Source organism: Microbacterium sp. NPDC089698 (genome assembly GCF_044749045.1).
Classification (GTDB): domain Bacteria; phylum Actinomycetota; class Actinomycetes; order Actinomycetales; family Microbacteriaceae; genus Microbacterium.
The window spans coordinates 1-17,810 of record NZ_JBIVHE010000002.1 but is presented as its reverse complement, the minus strand read 5'-3'; the positions used below and the strand labels follow the sequence as shown (position 1 = coordinate 17,810).

At 71.4% G+C, this 17,810-nt stretch carries 14 protein-coding genes; 2 read left to right on the top strand and 12 right to left on the bottom strand.

The annotated features are described in order from the left end of the window. Positions 1-6: 6 nt before the first annotated feature. The gene (gene modA / locus ACIPY5_RS07190) at positions 7-822 is read right to left on the bottom strand and encodes a molybdate ABC transporter substrate-binding protein (RefSeq protein WP_400968568.1); all 816 of its coding nucleotides are present in this window, start codon (positions 820-822) and stop codon (positions 7-9) included. Beyond that, on the bottom strand, positions 819-1,226 hold the full coding sequence (locus ACIPY5_RS07185; RefSeq protein WP_400968565.1) for a molybdopterin-binding protein: 408 nt from the start codon (positions 1,224-1,226) through the stop codon (positions 819-821). Before ACIPY5_RS07185 ends, modA begins: the two co-directional genes overlap by 4 nt. Positions 1,227-1,469: 243 nt before the next feature. Between ACIPY5_RS07185 and ACIPY5_RS07180 the strand changes: the two genes are divergently transcribed. After that, on the top strand, positions 1,470-1,982 hold the full coding sequence (locus tag ACIPY5_RS07180; RefSeq protein ID WP_309341659.1) for a nucleoside deaminase: 513 nt from the start codon (positions 1,470-1,472) through the stop codon (positions 1,980-1,982). 28 nt (positions 1,983-2,010) lie between these two features. Beyond that, a complete protein-coding gene (locus ACIPY5_RS07175) occupies positions 2,011-3,555 on the top strand; it encodes an NCS2 family permease (RefSeq protein ID WP_309341660.1) in 1,545 nt (514 codons plus the stop codon). A gap of 103 nt (positions 3,556-3,658) precedes the next feature. Here ACIPY5_RS07175 and ACIPY5_RS07170 read toward each other — a convergent pair whose 3' ends face one another. From ACIPY5_RS07170 to ACIPY5_RS07125, 10 genes are all read right to left on the bottom strand, one after another. Continuing rightward, on the bottom strand, positions 3,659-4,276 hold the full coding sequence (locus ACIPY5_RS07170; RefSeq protein ID WP_400968561.1) for an NTP transferase domain-containing protein: 618 nt from the start codon (positions 4,274-4,276) through the stop codon (positions 3,659-3,661). Then, a complete protein-coding gene (locus tag ACIPY5_RS07165; protein WP_400968558.1) occupies positions 4,273-7,176 on the bottom strand; it encodes a molybdopterin-dependent oxidoreductase in 2,904 nt (967 codons plus the stop codon). The genes ACIPY5_RS07170 and ACIPY5_RS07165 overlap by 4 nt, the downstream gene beginning before the upstream one ends. Then, on the bottom strand, positions 7,173-8,258 hold the full coding sequence (locus ACIPY5_RS07160) for an FAD binding domain-containing protein (RefSeq protein ID WP_400968555.1): 1,086 nt from the start codon (positions 8,256-8,258) through the stop codon (positions 7,173-7,175). The genes ACIPY5_RS07165 and ACIPY5_RS07160 overlap by 4 nt, the downstream gene beginning before the upstream one ends. Further along, a complete protein-coding gene (locus tag ACIPY5_RS07155; RefSeq protein ID WP_400968552.1) occupies positions 8,249-9,556 on the bottom strand; it encodes an XdhC family protein in 1,308 nt (435 codons plus the stop codon). The genes ACIPY5_RS07160 and ACIPY5_RS07155 overlap by 10 nt, the downstream gene beginning before the upstream one ends. A gap of 310 nt (positions 9,557-9,866) precedes the next feature. Then, positions 9,867-10,445, bottom strand: a complete 579-nt coding sequence (locus ACIPY5_RS07150) for a DapH/DapD/GlmU-related protein (protein WP_400968549.1) — start codon at positions 10,443-10,445, stop codon at positions 9,867-9,869. Between the two features lie 71 nt (positions 10,446-10,516). Continuing rightward, positions 10,517-11,281, bottom strand: a complete 765-nt coding sequence (locus tag ACIPY5_RS07145) for a class I SAM-dependent methyltransferase (protein WP_400968546.1) — start codon at positions 11,279-11,281, stop codon at positions 10,517-10,519. Between the two features lie 89 nt (positions 11,282-11,370). Next, entirely contained in the window at positions 11,371-12,198 is an 828-nt protein-coding gene (xdhC, locus tag ACIPY5_RS07140; protein WP_309342452.1) for a xanthine dehydrogenase accessory protein XdhC, read from the bottom strand. Positions 12,199-12,331: 133 nt separating this feature from the next. Then, the gene (gene xdhB / locus ACIPY5_RS07135) at positions 12,332-14,779 is read right to left on the bottom strand and encodes a xanthine dehydrogenase molybdopterin binding subunit (protein ID WP_400968542.1); all 2,448 of its coding nucleotides are present in this window, start codon (positions 14,777-14,779) and stop codon (positions 12,332-12,334) included. After that, positions 14,776-16,266, bottom strand: a complete 1,491-nt coding sequence (locus ACIPY5_RS07130) for a xanthine dehydrogenase small subunit (RefSeq protein WP_400968539.1) — start codon at positions 16,264-16,266, stop codon at positions 14,776-14,778. Before ACIPY5_RS07130 ends, xdhB begins: the two co-directional genes overlap by 4 nt. A 470-nt stretch (positions 16,267-16,736) precedes the next feature. Continuing rightward, positions 16,737-17,492: an IclR family transcriptional regulator gene (locus tag ACIPY5_RS07125; protein WP_400968536.1), complete on the bottom strand. Its 756-nt coding sequence runs from the start codon at positions 17,490-17,492 to the stop codon at positions 16,737-16,739. Between the last annotated feature and the right edge of the window lie 318 nt (positions 17,493-17,810).

Genomic DNA, 17,810 nt, shown 5'->3' with positions numbered 1-17,810 from the left:
CCGTCCTCATGCGCCGCCGAACCCCAGATCCTTGAGGATCTTCTGGCCCTTGTCCGACTGCACGAAGGCCTGGAACGCGGTGGCGGCCTCGGCGTTCTTCGACGCCTTGAGCACCGCGATCGGGTACTTGTTGGTCGCCTTCTCGGCGCCCGCGATCGCGATGCCGGTCACGGCGGATCCGGCGGCCTTGACGTCGGTCGAGTACACGAGCCCCGCATCGGCCTCGCCGGCCTTGACCTTGGCGAGCACCGCGGTCACGTTCTGCTCCTCGCTGGCGGGCGTCACGGTCACGCTCGCCGCGTCGAGCAGCGTCTTCGCGGCGTTGCCGCAGGGGACGGCGGGGGCGCACAGCACGAGCTTCAGCCCCGGATCCGCGAGCGAGGCGAGGTCCTTGACCTTGAGCGGATTGCCGGGGGCGACCGCGATCTGCAGCACGTTCGTCGTGAAGACGGGGGCGTCGCCGGCGAGACCCGCCTGGGTGACCTTGTCCATGTTCTTCTGATCGGCCGAGGCGAACACGTCGACCGATGCGCCCTCGATGATCTGCGTCGCGAGCGTCGAGGAGCCGTCGTACGTGATCGGGTTGACGTGCACCTTCGGGTTCTCCGCCTCGAAGGCGGTCGTGATCTGGTCGAACGCCTGGCTCAGCGACGCGGCGGCGAAGACGGTGAGCTCACCGCTCACGGTCGAGGCCGCGGCGGTGCTCGTCGGCGTCGGAGTCGCGGCGGGGGAGGAGCCGGAGCACGCAGTCAGGGCGAGGGCCGCGGCAAGAGCCGTGGCGGCGATCGCGGAGAGGCGGAACGGGAGCGGGGATCGGGTCATCGGGACTCGGTCCTTTCGGTTTCGATGATCATCATGGTGGCTTTGGTGACGGCGACGGCCTTGCTCCCGACCTCGAGTCCGAGCTCGGAAGCGGCCTCGGCGCTCATGAGCGAAACGATGCGGTGCGGACCGCTCTGCAGCTCGATCTGCGCCATCAGCCCCTCGACGCGCACGGCTGTGACGAGCCCCACGAACCGGTTGCGCGCACTGCGCAGGACGTTGTCGCCCGGATCCGGCTCGCTCGCCAGCGCCTGGGCGCGTTCGGCGAGCTCGGCGCCGGGCACGACCTGGTGCCCCCTCGCGTCGGTGGACAGGGTCAGGATGCCGTCCGCGGCCCAGCGGCGCACGGTGTCGTCGCTGACTCCCAGAAGACCGGCTGCCTCGCGGATCCGAAAATGCGTCATGGCGATGACCATAGCGCCGCGAATGCGGAGAAGCAACACGGAATATCACGATGTGGAATCCAGGTTCCAAAAAGTGATAGACGCGGCAGGGGAACGCTGTTAGTGTCATTCCAGCCCGAGGCCGTACCCACGGCCGGAGGCGGGATGACAACCTAGCGGTTCGACGTACTTATCTCGAGGAAGGGCCCGACGAAGGGCCCGACCGGAAGCCGTATCACTGCGACGACAGCAAGGAAGCTCTCCATGAACAGCACCCGTGTGCCCTCGTCCGCTGCGCAGGCGACGCCCGCCGAGTATCTGGCTCAGGCCGTCGCCCTCGCCACGGACAATGTCCGAAACGCCGGAGGTCCGTTCGGCGCCCTCATCGTCTCGGCCGACGGCCGGGTCTTCGAAGGCGTCAACCGGGTCACCGCGAACCTCGATCCCTCGGCGCACGCCGAAGTGACCGCGATCCGCAACGCGTGCCAGCAGCTCGGCACGTTCGACCTCTCCGGCGCCACCCTCTACACGAGCTGCGAGCCGTGCCCGATGTGCCTCGCCACGTCGCTGTGGGCGCGCGTCGACCGCGTGTACTTCGCGGCCAACCGCGACGACGCCGCCGACGCCGGCTTCGACGACGCGGTGTTCTACCGCTATTTCGAGGGAGGGCCCGAGGATAAGGCGCTCATGCCCGTCTCCGACATCGCCCTGCCTGCGGAGGAGCGCATCGCACCCTTTACCGAGTGGAGCCTCACCACCACCCGTATCGAGTACTGACCCGACCCGACGAATCCAGGAGAAGACAATGACGTCCCCCACTCCCACCCCCGAAGCCGAGGGAACACCCGAGAACGAGGCCACCGCGCTGTTCTCCCGTCAGGAGGAAGCACTTCCTCCCTTGAAGACCGGCGCCACCTCGACGATCGAGGCCGAGCCCAAGAACGGTTTCGACCGGTTCTTCAGCATCACCCGCCGCGGTTCGACCGTCGGTCGTGAGATCCGCGGCGGCATCGTGACCTTCGTCACGATGGCCTACATCGTCATCCTGAACCCGCTGATCCTCGGCGGCACCAAGGACGTCGCGGGCCACGCCCTGGACGCGGCGCAGATCGGCGCGGCGACCGGCCTCACCGCCGGTGTCATGACGATCCTGTTCGGCGTGATCGCCCGACTGCCCTTCGCGCTCGCGGCGGGCCTCGGGATCAACTCCTTCCTCGCGGTCGCGGTCGTCGGCCAGGTCACCTGGGCCGAGGCCATGGGTCTCGTGGTCATCAACGGCATCCTGATCGTGCTGTTCGGAGCCACCGGCATCCGGACCGCGATCTTCCACGCCGTGCCGCAGCCGCTCAAGGCGGCGATCACCGTCGGCATCGGCCTGTTCATCGCCTTCATCGGCTTCGTCGATTCCGGTTTCGTGAACCGCACCGCAGGCCCCGGCGGTCCGCCGGTGCAGCTCGGCAACGACGGATCCATCACCTCGGTCCCGACCCTCATCTTCCTGCTGGGTCTCGTCGTCATCGGCATCCTGGTGGCGCGGAAGGTGCCGGGCGGCATCCTGATCGGCATCGTCGCGACCACGATCGTCGCGCTCATCGCCCAGGCGGTGCTGCAGCTCGGTCCCTCCTTCAAGGACCCGAACGGCTGGCACATGACGATCCCCGAGCTGCCGAGCTCGCTCGTCACGATCCCGGACTTCAGCCTGGTCGGACAGTTCGACCTGTTCGGCGCCTTCGGCCGCGTCGGTGCGCTGTCGGCGACGATGCTCGTGTTCACCCTGGTGTTCTCGAACTTCTTCGACGCGATGGGCACGATGACCGGTCTCGCCAAGAACGCGGGCCTCGCCTACAAGGACGGCACGTTCCCGCGGCTGCGCTCCGCATTCGTGGTCGAGGGCTTCGGCGCGGTCGCGGGAGGCATGACCTCGACCTCGTCGAACACGGTCTACGTCGACAGTGCCTCCGGTATCGGCGAGGGCGCCCGCACGGGTCTCGCCTCGCTCGTGGTCGGCGTGCTGTTCCTGCTCTCGATGTTCCTGACGCCGCTCACGCTCGTGGTGCCGATCGAGGTCGGGTCCGCCGCGCTCGTCATCGTCGGCGCGATGATGATGGGACAGATCCGCGAGATCAAGTTCACCAACTTCGCGGTCGCTCTCCCGGCCTTCCTCACGATCGTGACGATGCCGCTGACCTACTCGATCGCCAACGGCATCGGCGTCGGCTGCATCTCCTGGGCGCTCATCAACGTGCTGTCCGGGCGGGCGAAGAAGGTGCACTGGCTGATGTGGGTCGTCGCCGCCGGGTTCGCGCTCTACTTCGTGCGCGGGCCGGTGGAGCAGATCCTCAGCCACTGAGGACTCGTCCGAAGCCCCCGATCCGCCTGCGCGGGCCGGGGGCTTCGGCGTGCACACCGCCGGGTGAGGCTTCGGCCTCGGGTGCGACAGGGTCGCGCGGCGGTCAGCGGGGGATGCGCAGCTCCGGCCAGGACGCGAGGTCGGCCGGCTCGTCGATGTCGTCGCCGCGGCCCAGATCGGCGCACTCCACGTCGTCCACGAGGTGACGGTTCCTGGTGATCCACGCCCGGGCCGCGGCGTCGCCCTCGGCGAGGGCCGCGGCGGAGCACAGCTCGCCCGTGCCGAACACCACCGGATTGCCCGGTACGCCGTGCCACGTCGCACGGGTCACGCGTCCCGGCACGTGGGCCGTGAACAGCCGCCGGATCACAGACGCGTCGACGCCGGGCTGATCCACGAGCAGCACGACCACGGCGTGCGGCGGGGCATCGGTCACCACGAGGGGCAGCACCGCGGCGCGCAGGGACGCGGACATGCCCAGCTGCGCGTCGTGCACCTCGACCACGTGCGCGGCCGGGCAGCGGGCGCGGAGCCAGCTGCGCGCCGTGCGGGCGGCGGGGCCCACCGCGACCGTGACGCTGCAGCCGGCCTCCGCCGCCGCGCGGGCGGCCCTGGTGACGAGCACCTCGCCGTTCCAGGGGAGCAGCGCCTTGGGCCCGCGGCCGAGGCGGGTGCCGCGTCCGGCGGCGAGCACGATCGCGTGACGGGAGCGCGTGGTCATCGGCCGGCCTCCGCCGCATCCCGCTCGAGGACCGCGGCGTGGATCCGGTCGCGCGTGAAAGGGGTCGCGGTCATCCGGATCCCCGTCGCGTCGCGGATCGCCGCCGCCAGCGCCGGGGCGATGGGGTTGAACGGCGACTCGCTCATCGACTTGGCGCCGAGGGGGCCCAGCACGTCGGAGGTCTGCGCGAAGTGCACCTCGGACCGCGGGATGTCGGCGAACGTGGGCACGTGGTACTGCCGCAGGATGTCCGACACCACGGTGCCGTTCTCGTCCAGCCGCACGATCTCGTGCAGCGCGGCGCCGATGCCCTGCGCGATGCCGCCCTCGACCTGACCCCGGCACTGTTCGGGGTTGACCACGACGCCCGCATCGGCGGCGTGGATCGACCGCAGGATCCGCAGCTCACCCGTGGCCTCGTCGATCGCGACGCGGAACCCCTGCACGTTGAACGCGACCGAGCGCGGCGTGCCGCCCCAGTACCCCTTCTCTTCGAGCATCTCCTCGCGGCGCTCCGCGTCGGCGGCGAGGTCGGCCAGCGTGATCGACTGCTCCCCCCGGATCACGCGGTCTCCCGTAAGAACGCACTCGGCGACCGGCGCGTCCAGCAGCTCGGCGGCACGGGCGCGGATGCGCTCGGCCAGCGCGGTCGCGGCCGCGTGCGTGGCCCGCCCCGCGACGACGGTTCCGGTCGAGCCGAACGCGCCGGTGTCGTGCGGCACCAGATCCGAGTCGGACTGGCGCAGCCGCACGGCGCGGGTCGTGGTCTGCAGCACAGTCGCGGCGATCTGCTGGTGCACGGTGGAGGTGCCGTTGCCGAACTCCGCCGTGCCGACGTCGAGGCCGAACGCCCCATCGGCTTCGAGCCGGATCACGGTGTGCGAGTGGTGCCCGCGCGGCGGGACCGTGGCGATCATCGCGACCGCGGATCCATCCCCGAGCCGCCATCCGGGCGCGAGCGCGGCACGGTCGTCCTCCCGGTCGCGCGCGAGCCCGTCGCGCACGATCCGGACGCACTCGTCGAGGCCGTAGCTGCCGATGATGAGGTCGGGCTCCTCGTGCGCGGCGATCATGGCGTCGTCCTGCCCGATGAGGTTCGCGGCGCGGAACGCGAGCGGATCCCTGCCCAGCCGGCGGGCGAGCTCGTCGACGGTCGACTCGATCGCGAAGATCATCTGGCTGAGGCCGTAGCCGCGGAACGCGCCGGAGGGCACGGTGTTCGTGTAGACGACGTCGGCGTCGATCTTCTTCGCCGCCGCGCGGTAGACCGCGATCGATTCGCCCACGCCGTGGAACATCACGCCGGGGCCGTGGTTGCCGTAGGCGCCCGTGTTGGAGCGCACGTCGACGCCGATGCCCGTGATCCGGCCGTCCGCGGTCGCGCCCATGCGCACGCGGATGCGGAACGGATGCCGCACGCTCGTCGCCGTCAGCACCTCCTTGCGGGAGAACTCGACGCGCACCGGGCGGCCGGTCGCCATCGTCGCGAGCAGGGCCAGATCCTCGGTGAACACCTCCTGCTTGCCGCCGAAGCCGCCGCCGACGCGGGCGGAGTAGACGCGCAGCCGCTCCTTCTCGATGCCGAAGATCCGGGCCAGGGTGCGCCGGGCGAGGAACGGCACCTGGGTGCTGCTGCGCACCACGAAGCGGCCGTCCGGATCCTGCCAGGCGAGGGATCCGTGGGTCTCCAGCGCCGTGTGCGAGACGCGGTGGGTGTGGAAGGTGCGCTCCTCGACGACGTCGCTGGCGGCGAGCGCGGCCGCGAGGTCGCCGACTTCGGAGCTCATCTCCATGACGATGTTGGCCTCGGCGCGGGCGACGCCCTCGGGATCGGGCACGGATCCGCCCTGCGCCCGCGCGCGCCGCCCGGCGGGGGAGGCCGCACCGTGCAGCGCGACCGTGTCCGGGTGATCGGCCAGCTCCGGATCCGTGTTCGCGGGCAGGACCTCGTACTCGACGTCGACGAGGCGCGCGGCGCGGTCCGCCGCGCGCTGCGACTCCGCCACGACCAGGGCGACCCTCTGCCCGGTGAAGCGCACGTACTCGTCGAACACGCGGGTGTCGTAGGGGTCGTCGGCCTCGATCTCGTGCTGCGCCGTGGAGAAGACGGTCGTCGGGGCGTCGTCGCGGCTGAGCACGCGCACGACGCCGTCGGCGGAGAGGGCGCGGGTCGCATCGATCCCGACCACGCGGGCGTGCGCGTGGGGGCTGCGCACCACGGCGGCGTACAGCAGCGGCGCGGGGAGCTCTGCGGGGTCGATGTCCATCGTGTAACGGACGGTGCCGGTGACGACCCCGGTCGCGGCGGGGGCGCCCGTCGCACGGCCCACCCCGCCGGCGCGGTCGTCGATGTTCACGGCGCCGCGCACCGCGTCCTCGATCGCGCGGTAGCCGGTGCACCGGCAGATGTTGCCCTTGAGCGTGCGGCCGAGGTCCTCCTCGGCGCCCTGCGGCATCGAGGCGACCGTGCAGACCATGCCCGCGGTGCAGAACCCGCACTGGAAGCCGGCGGCGCGGCGGAACCGCTCCTGCACCGGATGCGGATCCTCGGGGGTGCCGAGGCCCTGGACGGTGACGATGTCGCGGCCGGCGGCGCGGTGGGCGGGATACACGCAGCTGTGCACGGGATCGCCGTCGACGATCACGGTGCAGGCGCCGCAGTCGCCGCCGTCGCACCCCTTCTTCACGCCGTAGGAGCCCTGATCGCGCAGCCAGGTGCGCAGGCACTGCCCCGGTTCGGGGTCGACGGCGACCGTGCGCTCGTCCAGGGTCGCGTGCGGGCCGCAGGCGTGGGGCGCTCGCGAGACGTCACTTTCTGCGGGAGACACCACGGCAGCCGTGGTGTCTCGTGTCGGATCCGATGTCTCATGATCCATGCGGGTCGTCGGAATACCGCTCACAGCGTGCTCCTCTCGATGCGCAGGTCGCCCGTGACCCGCCCGATCGCGTCGTCGATGCCGGTCGCGGACTCCGGCAGCAGTTCGGCGAGGATCTCCTCGCCGAGGCGGTGCGTCATCAGCCGCCGCCAGGCCGGCTCGCCGTGGATGTCGTCGTACCAGCCGCGCGTGCGGGCGACCACGGCGTCGATCGCGTCGCGCCAGGCGGCGCCGTCGGCGCGGACGGTGCGCGCGGGGTCGGTGCGGCCGGCGCGCGCCGGGTCGGTGCGGACGGCGCGCGCGGCGGCTCCCGCGGCCGTGACGGCACCCGGATCCGCGGTCACGTCGAGCAGGATCGGGTGGAACGTCGAGGCCGTCACGGTGAGGCGCAGCGACGACGCCGAGGTGCGCCGGCCGATCAGCAGGGCCGCGGAGCGCCCGCGCTCGGTGAGCGAGATGCGGCGGAACGCCGGGGTCTGCGCGAGGGCGTCGCCCGGCACGAGGAAGCTGCGGATCAGCTCGCCGTCGGCGAGCCTGGTGCGGGCGGGGCCGACGATGAGCTCGGCCACGGGCGTGCGCCGCTCGGTGCCGTCCGGGCAGAGGATCACCGCGGTCGCGTCCCAGCCGCTCAGCAGCGAGATCATCGGACCGGCGGGGAGGCCCGTCGCGACATTGCCGCCCACGGTCGAGACGTTCCAGATCTTCCAGGATGCGACGAAGGCGTCGCACGCGGGCGGGATCAGGTCGAGCCCCGGCAGTGTCGCTCGCGGCACGCCCCCCGGGAACGGCTCGTCGGCGAGCGCGCGCAGCTCCGCGATCCGGCAGGTCGCCGCGATCTCCAACGCCGGCGCCCCCTCCACTTCTCGCGTCGTCCCTGTCAGCGGACCCTCTGGGGTGCGCTCATAGGGACGACTCGAAGGTGGGTGATGCCACGTGAGCGGGGGCCAGCCGGCGCCGGTGATGTCGAGGAGCCGGGTGGGGGCGCCGCGGGTGATGTCGGTGCCGTAGGAGTAGAGGACGGTGCCGCCGGCGAGCCAGGAATCCCCCTGACGCCACTGCCGCGGATCCGCGCACATCAGCACCTCATCGACGCTCGTCACATCCATGCCAGAGCCTCCTTGGTCGCCGTCGCCGTCGCCGTCGTGCGTCGCAGCGTCGCCGTCGCGGTTGCGGGCGCCGCCATCGTCGCCGGGGCGGCGGCGCAGAACGTGCGTGCGGCGTTCCGCCGCGCGTCGTCGTGCACATCGCCGGCAGTGTCCCGCAGCCGTGCGGGCGATGCGGGGCGTCGCGCGGCCGCAGGAGCGTCGCCGGATCCGGCCCGTGTGGACGACTCGACGAGGATCAGCTCGGCCAGGATCGACACCGCGACCTCGGCCGGGGTGCGCGCCCCCAGATCCAGGCCGATCGGGGAGTGCAGCCGGCCGAGGTGCGCGGCGGAGAGCCCTCCGGCACGCAGCTCCTGGACGCGCTTGTCGTGGGTGACGCGGGATCCCATCGCGCCGACATAGGCGACCTCGCGGCGCAGCGCGGCGTCGAGCACCGGCAGATCGAAGCGCGGGTCGTGGGTGAGCATCACGATCGCGGTCCGGCCGTCGATGCGGCCGGCGGCGAGCTCCTGGGCGAAGTGCTCGGCCGGGTGCATCAGCACGACCTCATGTGCGCCGGGGTGGCGGGCACGGGTGGCGAACACGGGCCGCGCGTCGCACACGGTGACGTGCCGCCCCAGCGCAGCGGCTGCCTGCGCGAGCGCCGCGGAGAAGTCGTTCGCGCCGTAGATGACGAGTCGCGCGGGCGCGGTCGTCGACTCGATCAGCAGGCGCCGTACGACAGGGCACTCCGGCGCGGCACGGTCCGTCACGTCGACCACGTGCGTGCCGCCCGCGCGCAGCGCCGCGCGGATCCGATCTCTGGCGTGCCCGGCCGCGCGCGCGAGCTCGTCGGGCAGCTCGTCCCCGTCGAACGCCGCGCAGAGCGCGTCCGCGCGGAGCGCGATCCCGAGGCCCTCCGCCGTGAGGAGGGACCCGGCCGTCGTGTCGTGCAGCGGGAGGTCGCGCACGAGGTGCGCGCGGGTCGCGGGCTCGGCAGCCCCGAGGGTGCGCAGGGGCTGCACCAGCACGCGCACATCGCCTCCGCACATCAGGCCGATCGAGATGCCGTCGTCGTCGGCGTAGCCGAAGGAGTGCAGCTCGGTCGCGCCGGACTCGAGGCACGCGAGCGCGGCGTCGACGACCGCGCCCTCGACGCAGCCTCCCGAGACGGATCCGATCGTGCGCCCGTCGTCGCGCACCGCCATCGACGTGCCGGCGGGGCGGGGGACGGATCCGGACACCTCGACGATCGTCGCGATCGCCCACCGATCCGGGTCGGCGAGGCATTCGGCGTACTCGTGGATGCGATCCAGCATGGGGCACCTTCCTCATCCAGGTGCCGGCCATCGGCGCCTGATCAAGGGCGGTGCATCGGGCCTGTGGCGAGGGAGGAACCCCGGGTCACAATCCACGGCGTCACCGCCTGGGATGCCCGGTAGATGGTTCTGCTGTCGCAACCCGCCTAGGCCTGCGACGATTCTACGGCGGTTCGGCCGCACGCACAAGAATGAAGTCCGTCAGGCGGATCTTGATTTCCGCTGTGCGGAGATCGTGAGCGGTCGGCGGTCAGCGGTCAGCGGTCAGCGGTCAGCGGTCAGCGGTCAGCGGTGAGGGCGCGGGGGTCCGTCACCAGCTCCGGAGCACGGTCGCCTTCGGCCCGGCAACCAGCGAGCGTGCGGGGACATCGTCGGCCACGATCGCGCCCGCCGCGATCACGGCGTCCCTGCCGATCGTGACGCCCGGCAGGATCGTCGCGCCCGCGCCGATCCACGCGTTGTCCCCGACGAGGATCGGCGCGCCGGAGAGGTACTGCCGCCGCTCCTCGGGGTCGACGGGGTGTCCGACCGTGATGAATGTCGCCTTCGGGCCCACCATCACGCCGTCGCCCAGCCGGATGCCGGCGAAGTCGAGGAATGTGCAGCCCTGGTTGATGAAGACGCGCTCGCCGAGTTCGAGCCGGAGTCCGTGGTCCGTGTAGAACGGCGGATAGATCGTGAGGCGCGGTGGAAGGGGGCGCCCGAGGATCTGCTCGAGGAGAGTCGCGCGCCCCGCCTCGTCGTCGAAGGGCAGCAGGTTGAGGCGGGAGGTCAGCGCGCTCACCGCGAGCACGCGCTCGCTCATCGCGCGGAACTCCGCGCCCAGCACGCGCTCGCCGGCCGCGAGGTGCTCCGGGTCATGGATCGGCAGGAAGCGGTCGCGCGTCATCCGACAAGTATGCGAAGGGCCGCCGACATCGGAGCTCCGGCACGCGGTCAGGCCGGCGGTCCGGCCGGCGGTCAGGCCCGCCGGCCGCTGATGCTCGTCGCGCAGCCGAAGAAGTGCCGTCGCACCTCGACCTGCAGGCCGGGCTGGGCGCGGAACGCCTCGACGGCGCGGGATCCGTCGCCGAAGCCCTCGAGATAGCGGTGCAGCATCCGGTACTCGGTCGTCTCGGAGAGCAGCAGGACGCCCGCCAGCGGCACGATCCATCGCAGGTAGGCGAGGTAGGCGATCCGCAGCGCTCCGCAGGTGGGCTCGGTGACGTCGATGAACGCGAAGGATCCGCCGGGGCGCAGCACCCGCGCGACCTCGGACGCGAGGCGCTCCAGCTGCGGGGCGTCGAACGTCTTCAGCCCGTAGGCGCTGACGACGACGTCGAAGGACGCGCGCGCGGCCGTTCCGTTCAGCGCGTCCTCCTGGCGCAGCCGCACCCGTCCGCCGAAGCGGGTGCGGCTGCGCGTCTCGGCGTGCGCCATCATCTGCGCGGAGAAGTCGACCGCGGTGATCTCGGCCTGCGGCAGGCGGCGTTCGATCTCCGCCCAGGTCTCTCCCCGCCCGCTCATCAGGTCGAGCACACGGCGGGGGGATCCGGTCGCGCCGATGAGGCGGAGCAGCTGCCGGCGCCACAGCACGGCGAAGCCCAGCGAGAGGGTGATGTTCATCCGGTCGTACGAGGTCGCCATGCGGTCGAAAAGGTCTCGCACGTGGTCGGCGCCGTAGAGCGCGGCGGTGGCCTCGGCGGATGCGTTCGCGACGGCCGGTCGGGGCATGAGATCGGTCATGGGATGACGATAGCGGATAAACTGAACATGTTCAATAAACTTCGACGGAGCTTCCCTCCGGCCGGCGGGCGACGGCCGGGCGGAGCCGTCTACTCGGCGGGTGCTGCTTCGTCGATGAGCTGCAGGATTCGCGCCGCGACGCTCACCGCGATCACGGCCGGCTGCTTGCCGGCGACCTCGGGGATCCCGATCGGGGTCGTCACCCGGGCGAGATCGTCGTCGGTCTGGCCCAGCTCGTGCAGCTTCTTGCGGAAGCGCGCCCACTTCGAGGCGGATCCGATCAGGCCGATGGATCCGAGATCCGCGGTGCGCAGCGCCTGATCGACGATCGCGAGATCCTCGACGTGGTCGTGCGTCATGACCAGCACGTGCGTGCCGGGGGTCAGCTCCAGGAGCGCCGCCTCGGGGACGGGCGCATGCACGACGCGCACGCGCGCCACCGCATCGCCGAGCGGGCCGCGCTGTCCCGGGATCCCGATCCGGTCCTCCGCGAGCATCTCCTCGCGCGAGTCCACGAGCACCAGGTCGAGCTCGTGCCGGGCGAGGATGCGCGCGAGCTCGAGGCCGACGTGACCGAGCCCGAACACGGCGACGGCCGGGGTGACCCTGATCGGCTCGAGCAGCATGGTGACCTCTCCTCCGCAGCACTGCACGCCGTACTCGGTGACGGCCTTGTCGCTCAGCGTGAGCGCGAGCAGCTCGGGTTCGGCGGACCCGTCGGCGAGCATCCGCCGCGCCTGCTCGATCGCGGTCTGTTCGAGGTTGCCCCCGCCGACCGTGCCGTGCACCGAGGCCGGGGCGACGACCATCTTCGCGCCGCCGTTGCGCGGGGCGTGGCCGCGGACGGTCGCCAGGGTCACGATCACGGCGGGGATCCGCCGCGTCCGCAGATCCTGCAGCGCGTCCAGCCAGTCCACGATGCTCCTCTTCTTCCTGCTCTTCGTGCTGTTCCTGCTCTTCTTGCTGGTCTTGCTCTTCTTCTACTTTCGAGTCGTCCCCATCAGCGGACCCCATGGCGTGCGCTGACGGGGACGACTCGGAAGTAGGGGGTCAGTCGCCGGCGGTGGAGACGAGCGGGCGGTCGGATCCGGGTGAGCCCGCGGGGGCGCCGGTGCTGGTGCCCGCGCCGGCGCCGGCGACCGTGTCGGTCGAGGCGGCGCCCGACGAGGAGGCGGCCTCCTGAGCGGCGCGGACGGCCCAGAACACGGCCTCGGGGGTCGCCGGGGAGCCCAGGTCGACCGAGTGCCCGGCAGGACCGAACGCCGCCACGGCGTCGCGGAGCGCCTCGCGGGCGCTGAACGCGAGCATGAACGGCGGCTCGCCCACGGCCTTGGATCCGTAGACGGCTCCCTCCTCGCGCGCGTTCTCGAAGAGGCGCACGTGGAACTCCTCCGGCATCTCGGAGAAGCTCGGCAGCTTGTACGTCGATGCCGACTGGGTCTGCAGCCGACCGCGGTGCGGGCCGTCGCTGGTGTCCCAGCGCAGCTCCTCGAGGGTCAGCCAGCCCACGCCCTGCACGTACGCGCCCTCGATCTGGCCGATGTCGAGCATCGGCGAGAGCGAGTCGCCCACGTCGTGCACGATGTCGACGCGGCGCACCCGGTAGGCGCCCGTGAACTCGTCCACCTCGACCTCGGTCGCCGCGGCGCCGTAGGCGAAGTACTTGAACGGGGATCCCTGCATGATCTCCGGGTTCCAGTGCAGGCCCTCGGTGCGGTAGTAGCCCGCGGCGAACAGCTGCACGCGCTGGAAGTACGCGGCCTTGACGACCTCGCCCCAGGAGACGCGGTTCACCGGTGCGCCGAGCGCGGTCACGAAGCCGCCGCCGAAGCGCACGTCGCGCTCGTCGACGCCGAGCAGGCGTCCCGCGACCTTCGCGAGCCGCTCGCGGATCTGCTCGCACGCGTTCTTCACCGCGCCGCCGTTGAGGTCGGCGCCGGACGACGCCGCCGTCGCCGAGGTGTTCGGCACCTTGTCGGTGCGGGTCGGCGCGAGGCGCACCTGGTGCAGCTCGACGCCGAGCGCGGTCGCGGCGACCTGCAGCATCTTCGTGTGCAGACCCTGGCCCATCTCGGTGCCGCCGTGATTCACGAGGATCGAGCCGTCCTTGTAGACGTGCACGAGCGCACCGGCCTGGTTGAACGCGGCGAAGTTGAACGAGATGCCGAACTTGATCGGCGTCATCGACAGGGCGCGCTTCACGTGCGGGCTCGAGGCGTTGAACGTCCGGATCTCCTCGCGGCGCGCGTCCACCTCGGCCTCGTCCGAGAGCTGGCCCCAGATCGTCTCGAGCCGATCGGCGTCCTTCACGAGCTGGCCGTACGGCGTGCTCTGGCCGGGCTTGTAGAAGTTGCGACGCCGCAGCTCGAGCGGATCGATCCCCAGCTGGGGGGCGATCCGGCCCAGGATGTCCTCGATGAGGAAGACGCCCTGCGGGCCGCCGAACCCGCGGTAGGCGGTGTTCGACGTCTTGTTGGTCTTCACGATCTGCCCGTAGGCGTGCACGTTGGGGATCCAGTAGGAGTTGTCCAGGTGGCAGAGCGCCCGGCCCAGCACCGGCTCGGAAAGGTCGATCGACCAGCCGCCGTCGCAGGTGAGGGTCGTGTCGAGCGCCTGCAGCAGCCCGTTCTCGTCGAACCCGACCTTCCACGCGATGTGGAACGGGTGCCGCTTGCCGGTCATCGTGATGTCCTGCGTGCGGTTCAGGCGCAGCCGCACCGGACGGCCGGTGAGCTTGGCGCCCAGGGCCGCGATCGCCGCGAACCCGTGCGGCTGCATCTCCTTGCCGCCGAATCCGCCGCCCATGCGCAGGCACTGCACGGTGATCTCGTTCGCCGGGATCCCGAGCACGTGCGAGACCAGATCCTGGGTCTCGGTGGGGTGCTGCGTGGAGCACTGGATGAAGTACTGCCCCTCGGAGTCGCGGATCGCGAACGACGCATGCGTCTCCAGGTAGAAGTGCTCCTGGCCGCCGAACTCGGTCACGCCCTCGAAGACGTGCGCCGAGGCTGCGAGGCCCGCGGCGGCGTCGCCGCGCTGCACCGTGCGCGGGGTGCCCTGGAACGACTGCGCGTCGAGCGCGTCCTGCACCGTGATGAGCGAGGGCAGCGGCTCGTACTCGACCGTGACGCGCTCCGCGCCGAGGCGCGCGGCCTCCTGCGTCTCGCCGAGCACCCAGACCAGGGCGTGCCCGTAGAACATCGCCTCGCTCGGGAACAGCGGCTCGTCGTTGCGGATGCCCGCATCGTTGAGACCCGGGACGTCCTCGGCGGTGAGCACGCGCACGACGCCGGGCACCTCGTAGGCGCCGGACACGTCGATCGTGACCCTCGCGTGCGCGTTCGTGGACTGCACGGGCCAGGCGGTGAGCACGCCCGCGGTCTGCTCCGCGATGTCGTCGGTGTACATCGCCGCACCCGTGACGTGCAGGGCGGCGCTCTCGTGCGCGGCCCGCAGGCCGACGACGGGGTTCTCCGGGCGGTCGGCGAGAGTGCTCATGCCGACACCTCCTTCGACTCGATGACGGTCGCGCTGTACAGCTTGAGCAGCGCGGTGTTGAGCATGAGCGAGCGGTATTCGCTGCTGGCGCGGTGGTCGGACATCGGGGTGCCCTCGCCGCGGAGGATCTCGGCGGCCGCCTTCACGGTGGCGATGTTCCAGGGCTTTCCGATCAGCGCGTCCTCGGTAGCACGGGCGCGCAGCGGGGTGGCGGCGACGCCGCCCAGCCCGATGGTCGCACCGGTCACGATGCCGCCGTCGATGTCGAGCGCGAACGCGACGGCGACGCTGGAGATGTCGTCGAAGCGGCGCTTGGCGATCTTGTGGAAGGCGGTCGTGGTCGCGAGCGGCAGCGGGATCCGGATGGCCTTGATGAGTTCATCGGGGCGCTTGACGGTCTGCCGGTAGCCGGTGAAGTAGTCGGCGAGGTCGACCTCGCGCAGCACGACGCCGGATCCGCCCTCCGCCAGAGAGGCGAGCACGACGCTCGCACGCAGGGCGAGCAGAGCCGGCGGGGTGTCGCCGATCGGGGAGCCGGTGCCGAGGTTGCCGCCGAACGTGCCGCGGTTGCGGATGAGGCGCGAGGCGAACTGCGGGAACAGCTGCGCGAGCAGGGGGATCCGTCCGTCCAGGCGCTTCTCCACCTCGGAGAGCGGGAGCGCGGCGCCGATCTCGACGACCTCGTCGCCGACGGTCAGGGTGCGCAGCTCGGGCAGCTGCTCGATCGCGACGACGAGCGGGGCGCGACGCCCGCGGATGTTCACCTCGACGCCCCAGTCGGTGGATCCGGCGACGAGCAGCGCGTCCTTCTCGTCCTGCAGGATCCGCAGGGCCTCCACGAGCGACGCGGGGCGGACGAAGCGCGCCCCGTCGACCTCGGCATCGGTCGCCACCGGCTCAGGGGCGGGCTGCGCGAGCCGCTGCTGCAGCGGGTCGTCCGCCTCGGGCGAGCCGAGCGTGTAGGCGGCGTCGCGGATGGGACGGTATCCGGTGCAGCGGCACAGGTTGCCGCTCAGCGCGTGGAGGTCGAAGCCGTTCGGTCCGTGCTCCGGATCGTGGACGGGACACGGACCGTCCGCCGCATCGGTTGCTTCGATCGGTGCCCGGTCGGCACGGTAGTACTCGCCGGCCATGCTGCAGGCGAAGCCGGGGGTGCAGTAGCCGCACTGGGATCCGCCGGCCTCGGCGAGCTTCTCCTGCACGGGGTGCAGATCCTCCGGAGAGCCGAGACCCTCGGCCGTGACGACCTCCTGGCCATCGAGCGCATACACCGGCACGAGGCACGCGTTCACCGGCGTCCACGCGGTGCCGCCGTCCGCCGTCGGCGTGGCGAGCAGCATGGCGCAGGCGCCGCACTCGCCCTCCGCGCACCCCTCCTTGCTGCCGGAGAGGCCGCTGTCGCGCAGCCAGTCCAGGGCGGTGGCGTGCGCGGGTGTCCCCACGAGCGGGCGCTGTTGTCCGTTGACGGTGACGGCGATGTCAGGCATGGGTCTCCTCGGATCCGGCGACACGTTCGATCGCTTGTCCTAAGGCGATCGTGCCGCGTGGGCAGGGTCAGGACAAGGGGCGTGCGGGGAAGGCGCCGGACCCGTGCGGCCGGGTGGTGCGGAGGTCGCGCGCGCCGGGATCGGCGCGGGTGCGGATGGAGGGCACGTCCTGTCGGGCATCGCGCGGGGCGCGACGATTCGCACGGTTCGGCATCATCGCCTCTCCTCGCCTTCAGCGATCCAGAAGTTTCCGAGATTCGGAATAGTGGTTCTGGAGCATGGAAATCGTAAAGCGGCGGGTCGGTGCAGGTCAAGTGCTGCGGGTCATTGCTCTCGAAAGCCCCGCAGATGAGCGTGGTTCACATCCTCAGGACCGCATCCGCGGAGCCTGCCGACTGCGTTCGTGGAGCCTGCCGACCGCGTTCGTGGAGCGAGCGGCGCTCGTGAGGAGGGATCCGTCGGCTTCGGGCTCAGCGGGCGTTCGTCGCGGCCGAGATCTCGGCGACGACGTCCCGCAGCACCGGGATCGCCCGCTCGGCGAAGTCCTCGCCGACGCGGGACATGGGGCCGGAGACCGAGACGGCCGTCAGCACGGGCATGTCCGGCACCGCCATCGCGAAGCAGCGCACGCCCACCTCGTGCTCACCGTCGTCGATCGCGTATCCGCGCTCCCGGCTGGCGGCGAGATCGGCGAGCAGCTCGTCGACGGTGCCGAGGGAGCGGTCCGTGGAGTGCGGCAGTCCGGTGCGGGCGATGATGTCGCGGACCTGGTCGTCGCCGAGCTGCGCGAGGATCGCCTTGCCCACGCTCGTGGAGTGCAGATGCGCGCGCCCGCCCACCTCGGTGAACATGCGCATGGCGTGCGGCGACGGCGCCTGCGAGACGTAGACGACGTTGTCGCCGTCGATCGTGGCCAGGTTCGCGGTCTCGCCGAGTCGGTCCACGAGGGACTTCAACTGCGGCATCGCCATCTGGCCGAACTGGCGGTTCGCGACCTCGCCCAGGCGCACGAGCTTGGGGCCGAGTGCGTAGCGGCGGTTGGCCAGTTGGCGCGCATACCCCTGGGAGACCAGGGTGCGCAGCAGGCGGTGGATCGTGGGCAGCGGCAGCTCCGCGGCGGCCGCGAGCTGGCTGATCGTGGCGTCGCCGCCCGCGTCCGCGATGAGCTCGAGCAGGTCGAAGACGCGGGAGACGGACTTGACGCCCGTAGAGCCCTCAGCGGCCATGCGGATCCTCTCGGCTGTGATCCGGGCGCGAGTTATCCGCATGCCGGAAGGATGATTCCCGAGCAGAGTATCCCACGAGGGGGCGTCAGGCGGCAGGCGAGGCCATCCGCTCACACAGGTCTTCCGTTCCCTGCGCGCCTGAGCCGCCGCGGCAGGTTCGCCGCACTCAGCGGGCTCGTCGTGTCCCGCTGGGCGCGGTGGGGACCTTCTCATCTCAGAGTCGTGCCAGTCAGCGGACGCGATGGGGTGGGGGGTCAGGGGCGGCACTGGGTGGTTAAGGTTTTTTGGGGGGTGTTGTTTATTATGGGTGGGGATTTG

What these genes read in the sequence shown, in the direction of transcription:
- modA (WP_400968568.1), bottom strand. Translation starts at nt 822, where the DNA reads ATGACCCGATCCCCGCTCCCGTTCCGCCTCTCCGCGATCGCCGCCACG.
- ACIPY5_RS07125 (WP_400968536.1), bottom strand. Translation starts at nt 17,492, where the DNA reads ATGGCCGCTGAGGGCTCTACGGGCGTCAAGTCCGTCTCCCGCGTCTTC.
- ACIPY5_RS07155 (WP_400968552.1), bottom strand. Translation starts at nt 9,556, where the DNA reads ATGCTGGATCGCATCCACGAGTACGCCGAATGCCTCGCCGACCCGGAT.
- ACIPY5_RS07160 (WP_400968555.1), bottom strand. Translation starts at nt 8,258, where the DNA reads ATGGATGTGACGAGCGTCGATGAGGTGCTGATGTGCGCGGATCCGCGG.
- ACIPY5_RS07180 (WP_309341659.1), top strand. Translation starts at nt 1,470, where the DNA reads ATGAACAGCACCCGTGTGCCCTCGTCCGCTGCGCAGGCGACGCCCGCC.
- ACIPY5_RS07150 (WP_400968549.1), bottom strand. Translation starts at nt 10,445, where the DNA reads ATGACGCGCGACCGCTTCCTGCCGATCCATGACCCGGAGCACCTCGCG.
- ACIPY5_RS07130 (WP_400968539.1), bottom strand. Translation starts at nt 16,266, where the DNA reads ATGCCTGACATCGCCGTCACCGTCAACGGACAACAGCGCCCGCTCGTG.
- ACIPY5_RS07145 (WP_400968546.1), bottom strand. Translation starts at nt 11,281, where the DNA reads ATGACCGATCTCATGCCCCGACCGGCCGTCGCGAACGCATCCGCCGAG.
- ACIPY5_RS07185 (WP_400968565.1), bottom strand. Translation starts at nt 1,226, where the DNA reads ATGACGCATTTTCGGATCCGCGAGGCAGCCGGTCTTCTGGGAGTCAGC.
- xdhB (WP_400968542.1), bottom strand. Translation starts at nt 14,779, where the DNA reads ATGAGCACTCTCGCCGACCGCCCGGAGAACCCCGTCGTCGGCCTGCGG.
- ACIPY5_RS07175 (WP_309341660.1), top strand. Translation starts at nt 2,011, where the DNA reads ATGACGTCCCCCACTCCCACCCCCGAAGCCGAGGGAACACCCGAGAAC.
- ACIPY5_RS07170 (WP_400968561.1), bottom strand. Translation starts at nt 4,276, where the DNA reads ATGACCACGCGCTCCCGTCACGCGATCGTGCTCGCCGCCGGACGCGGC.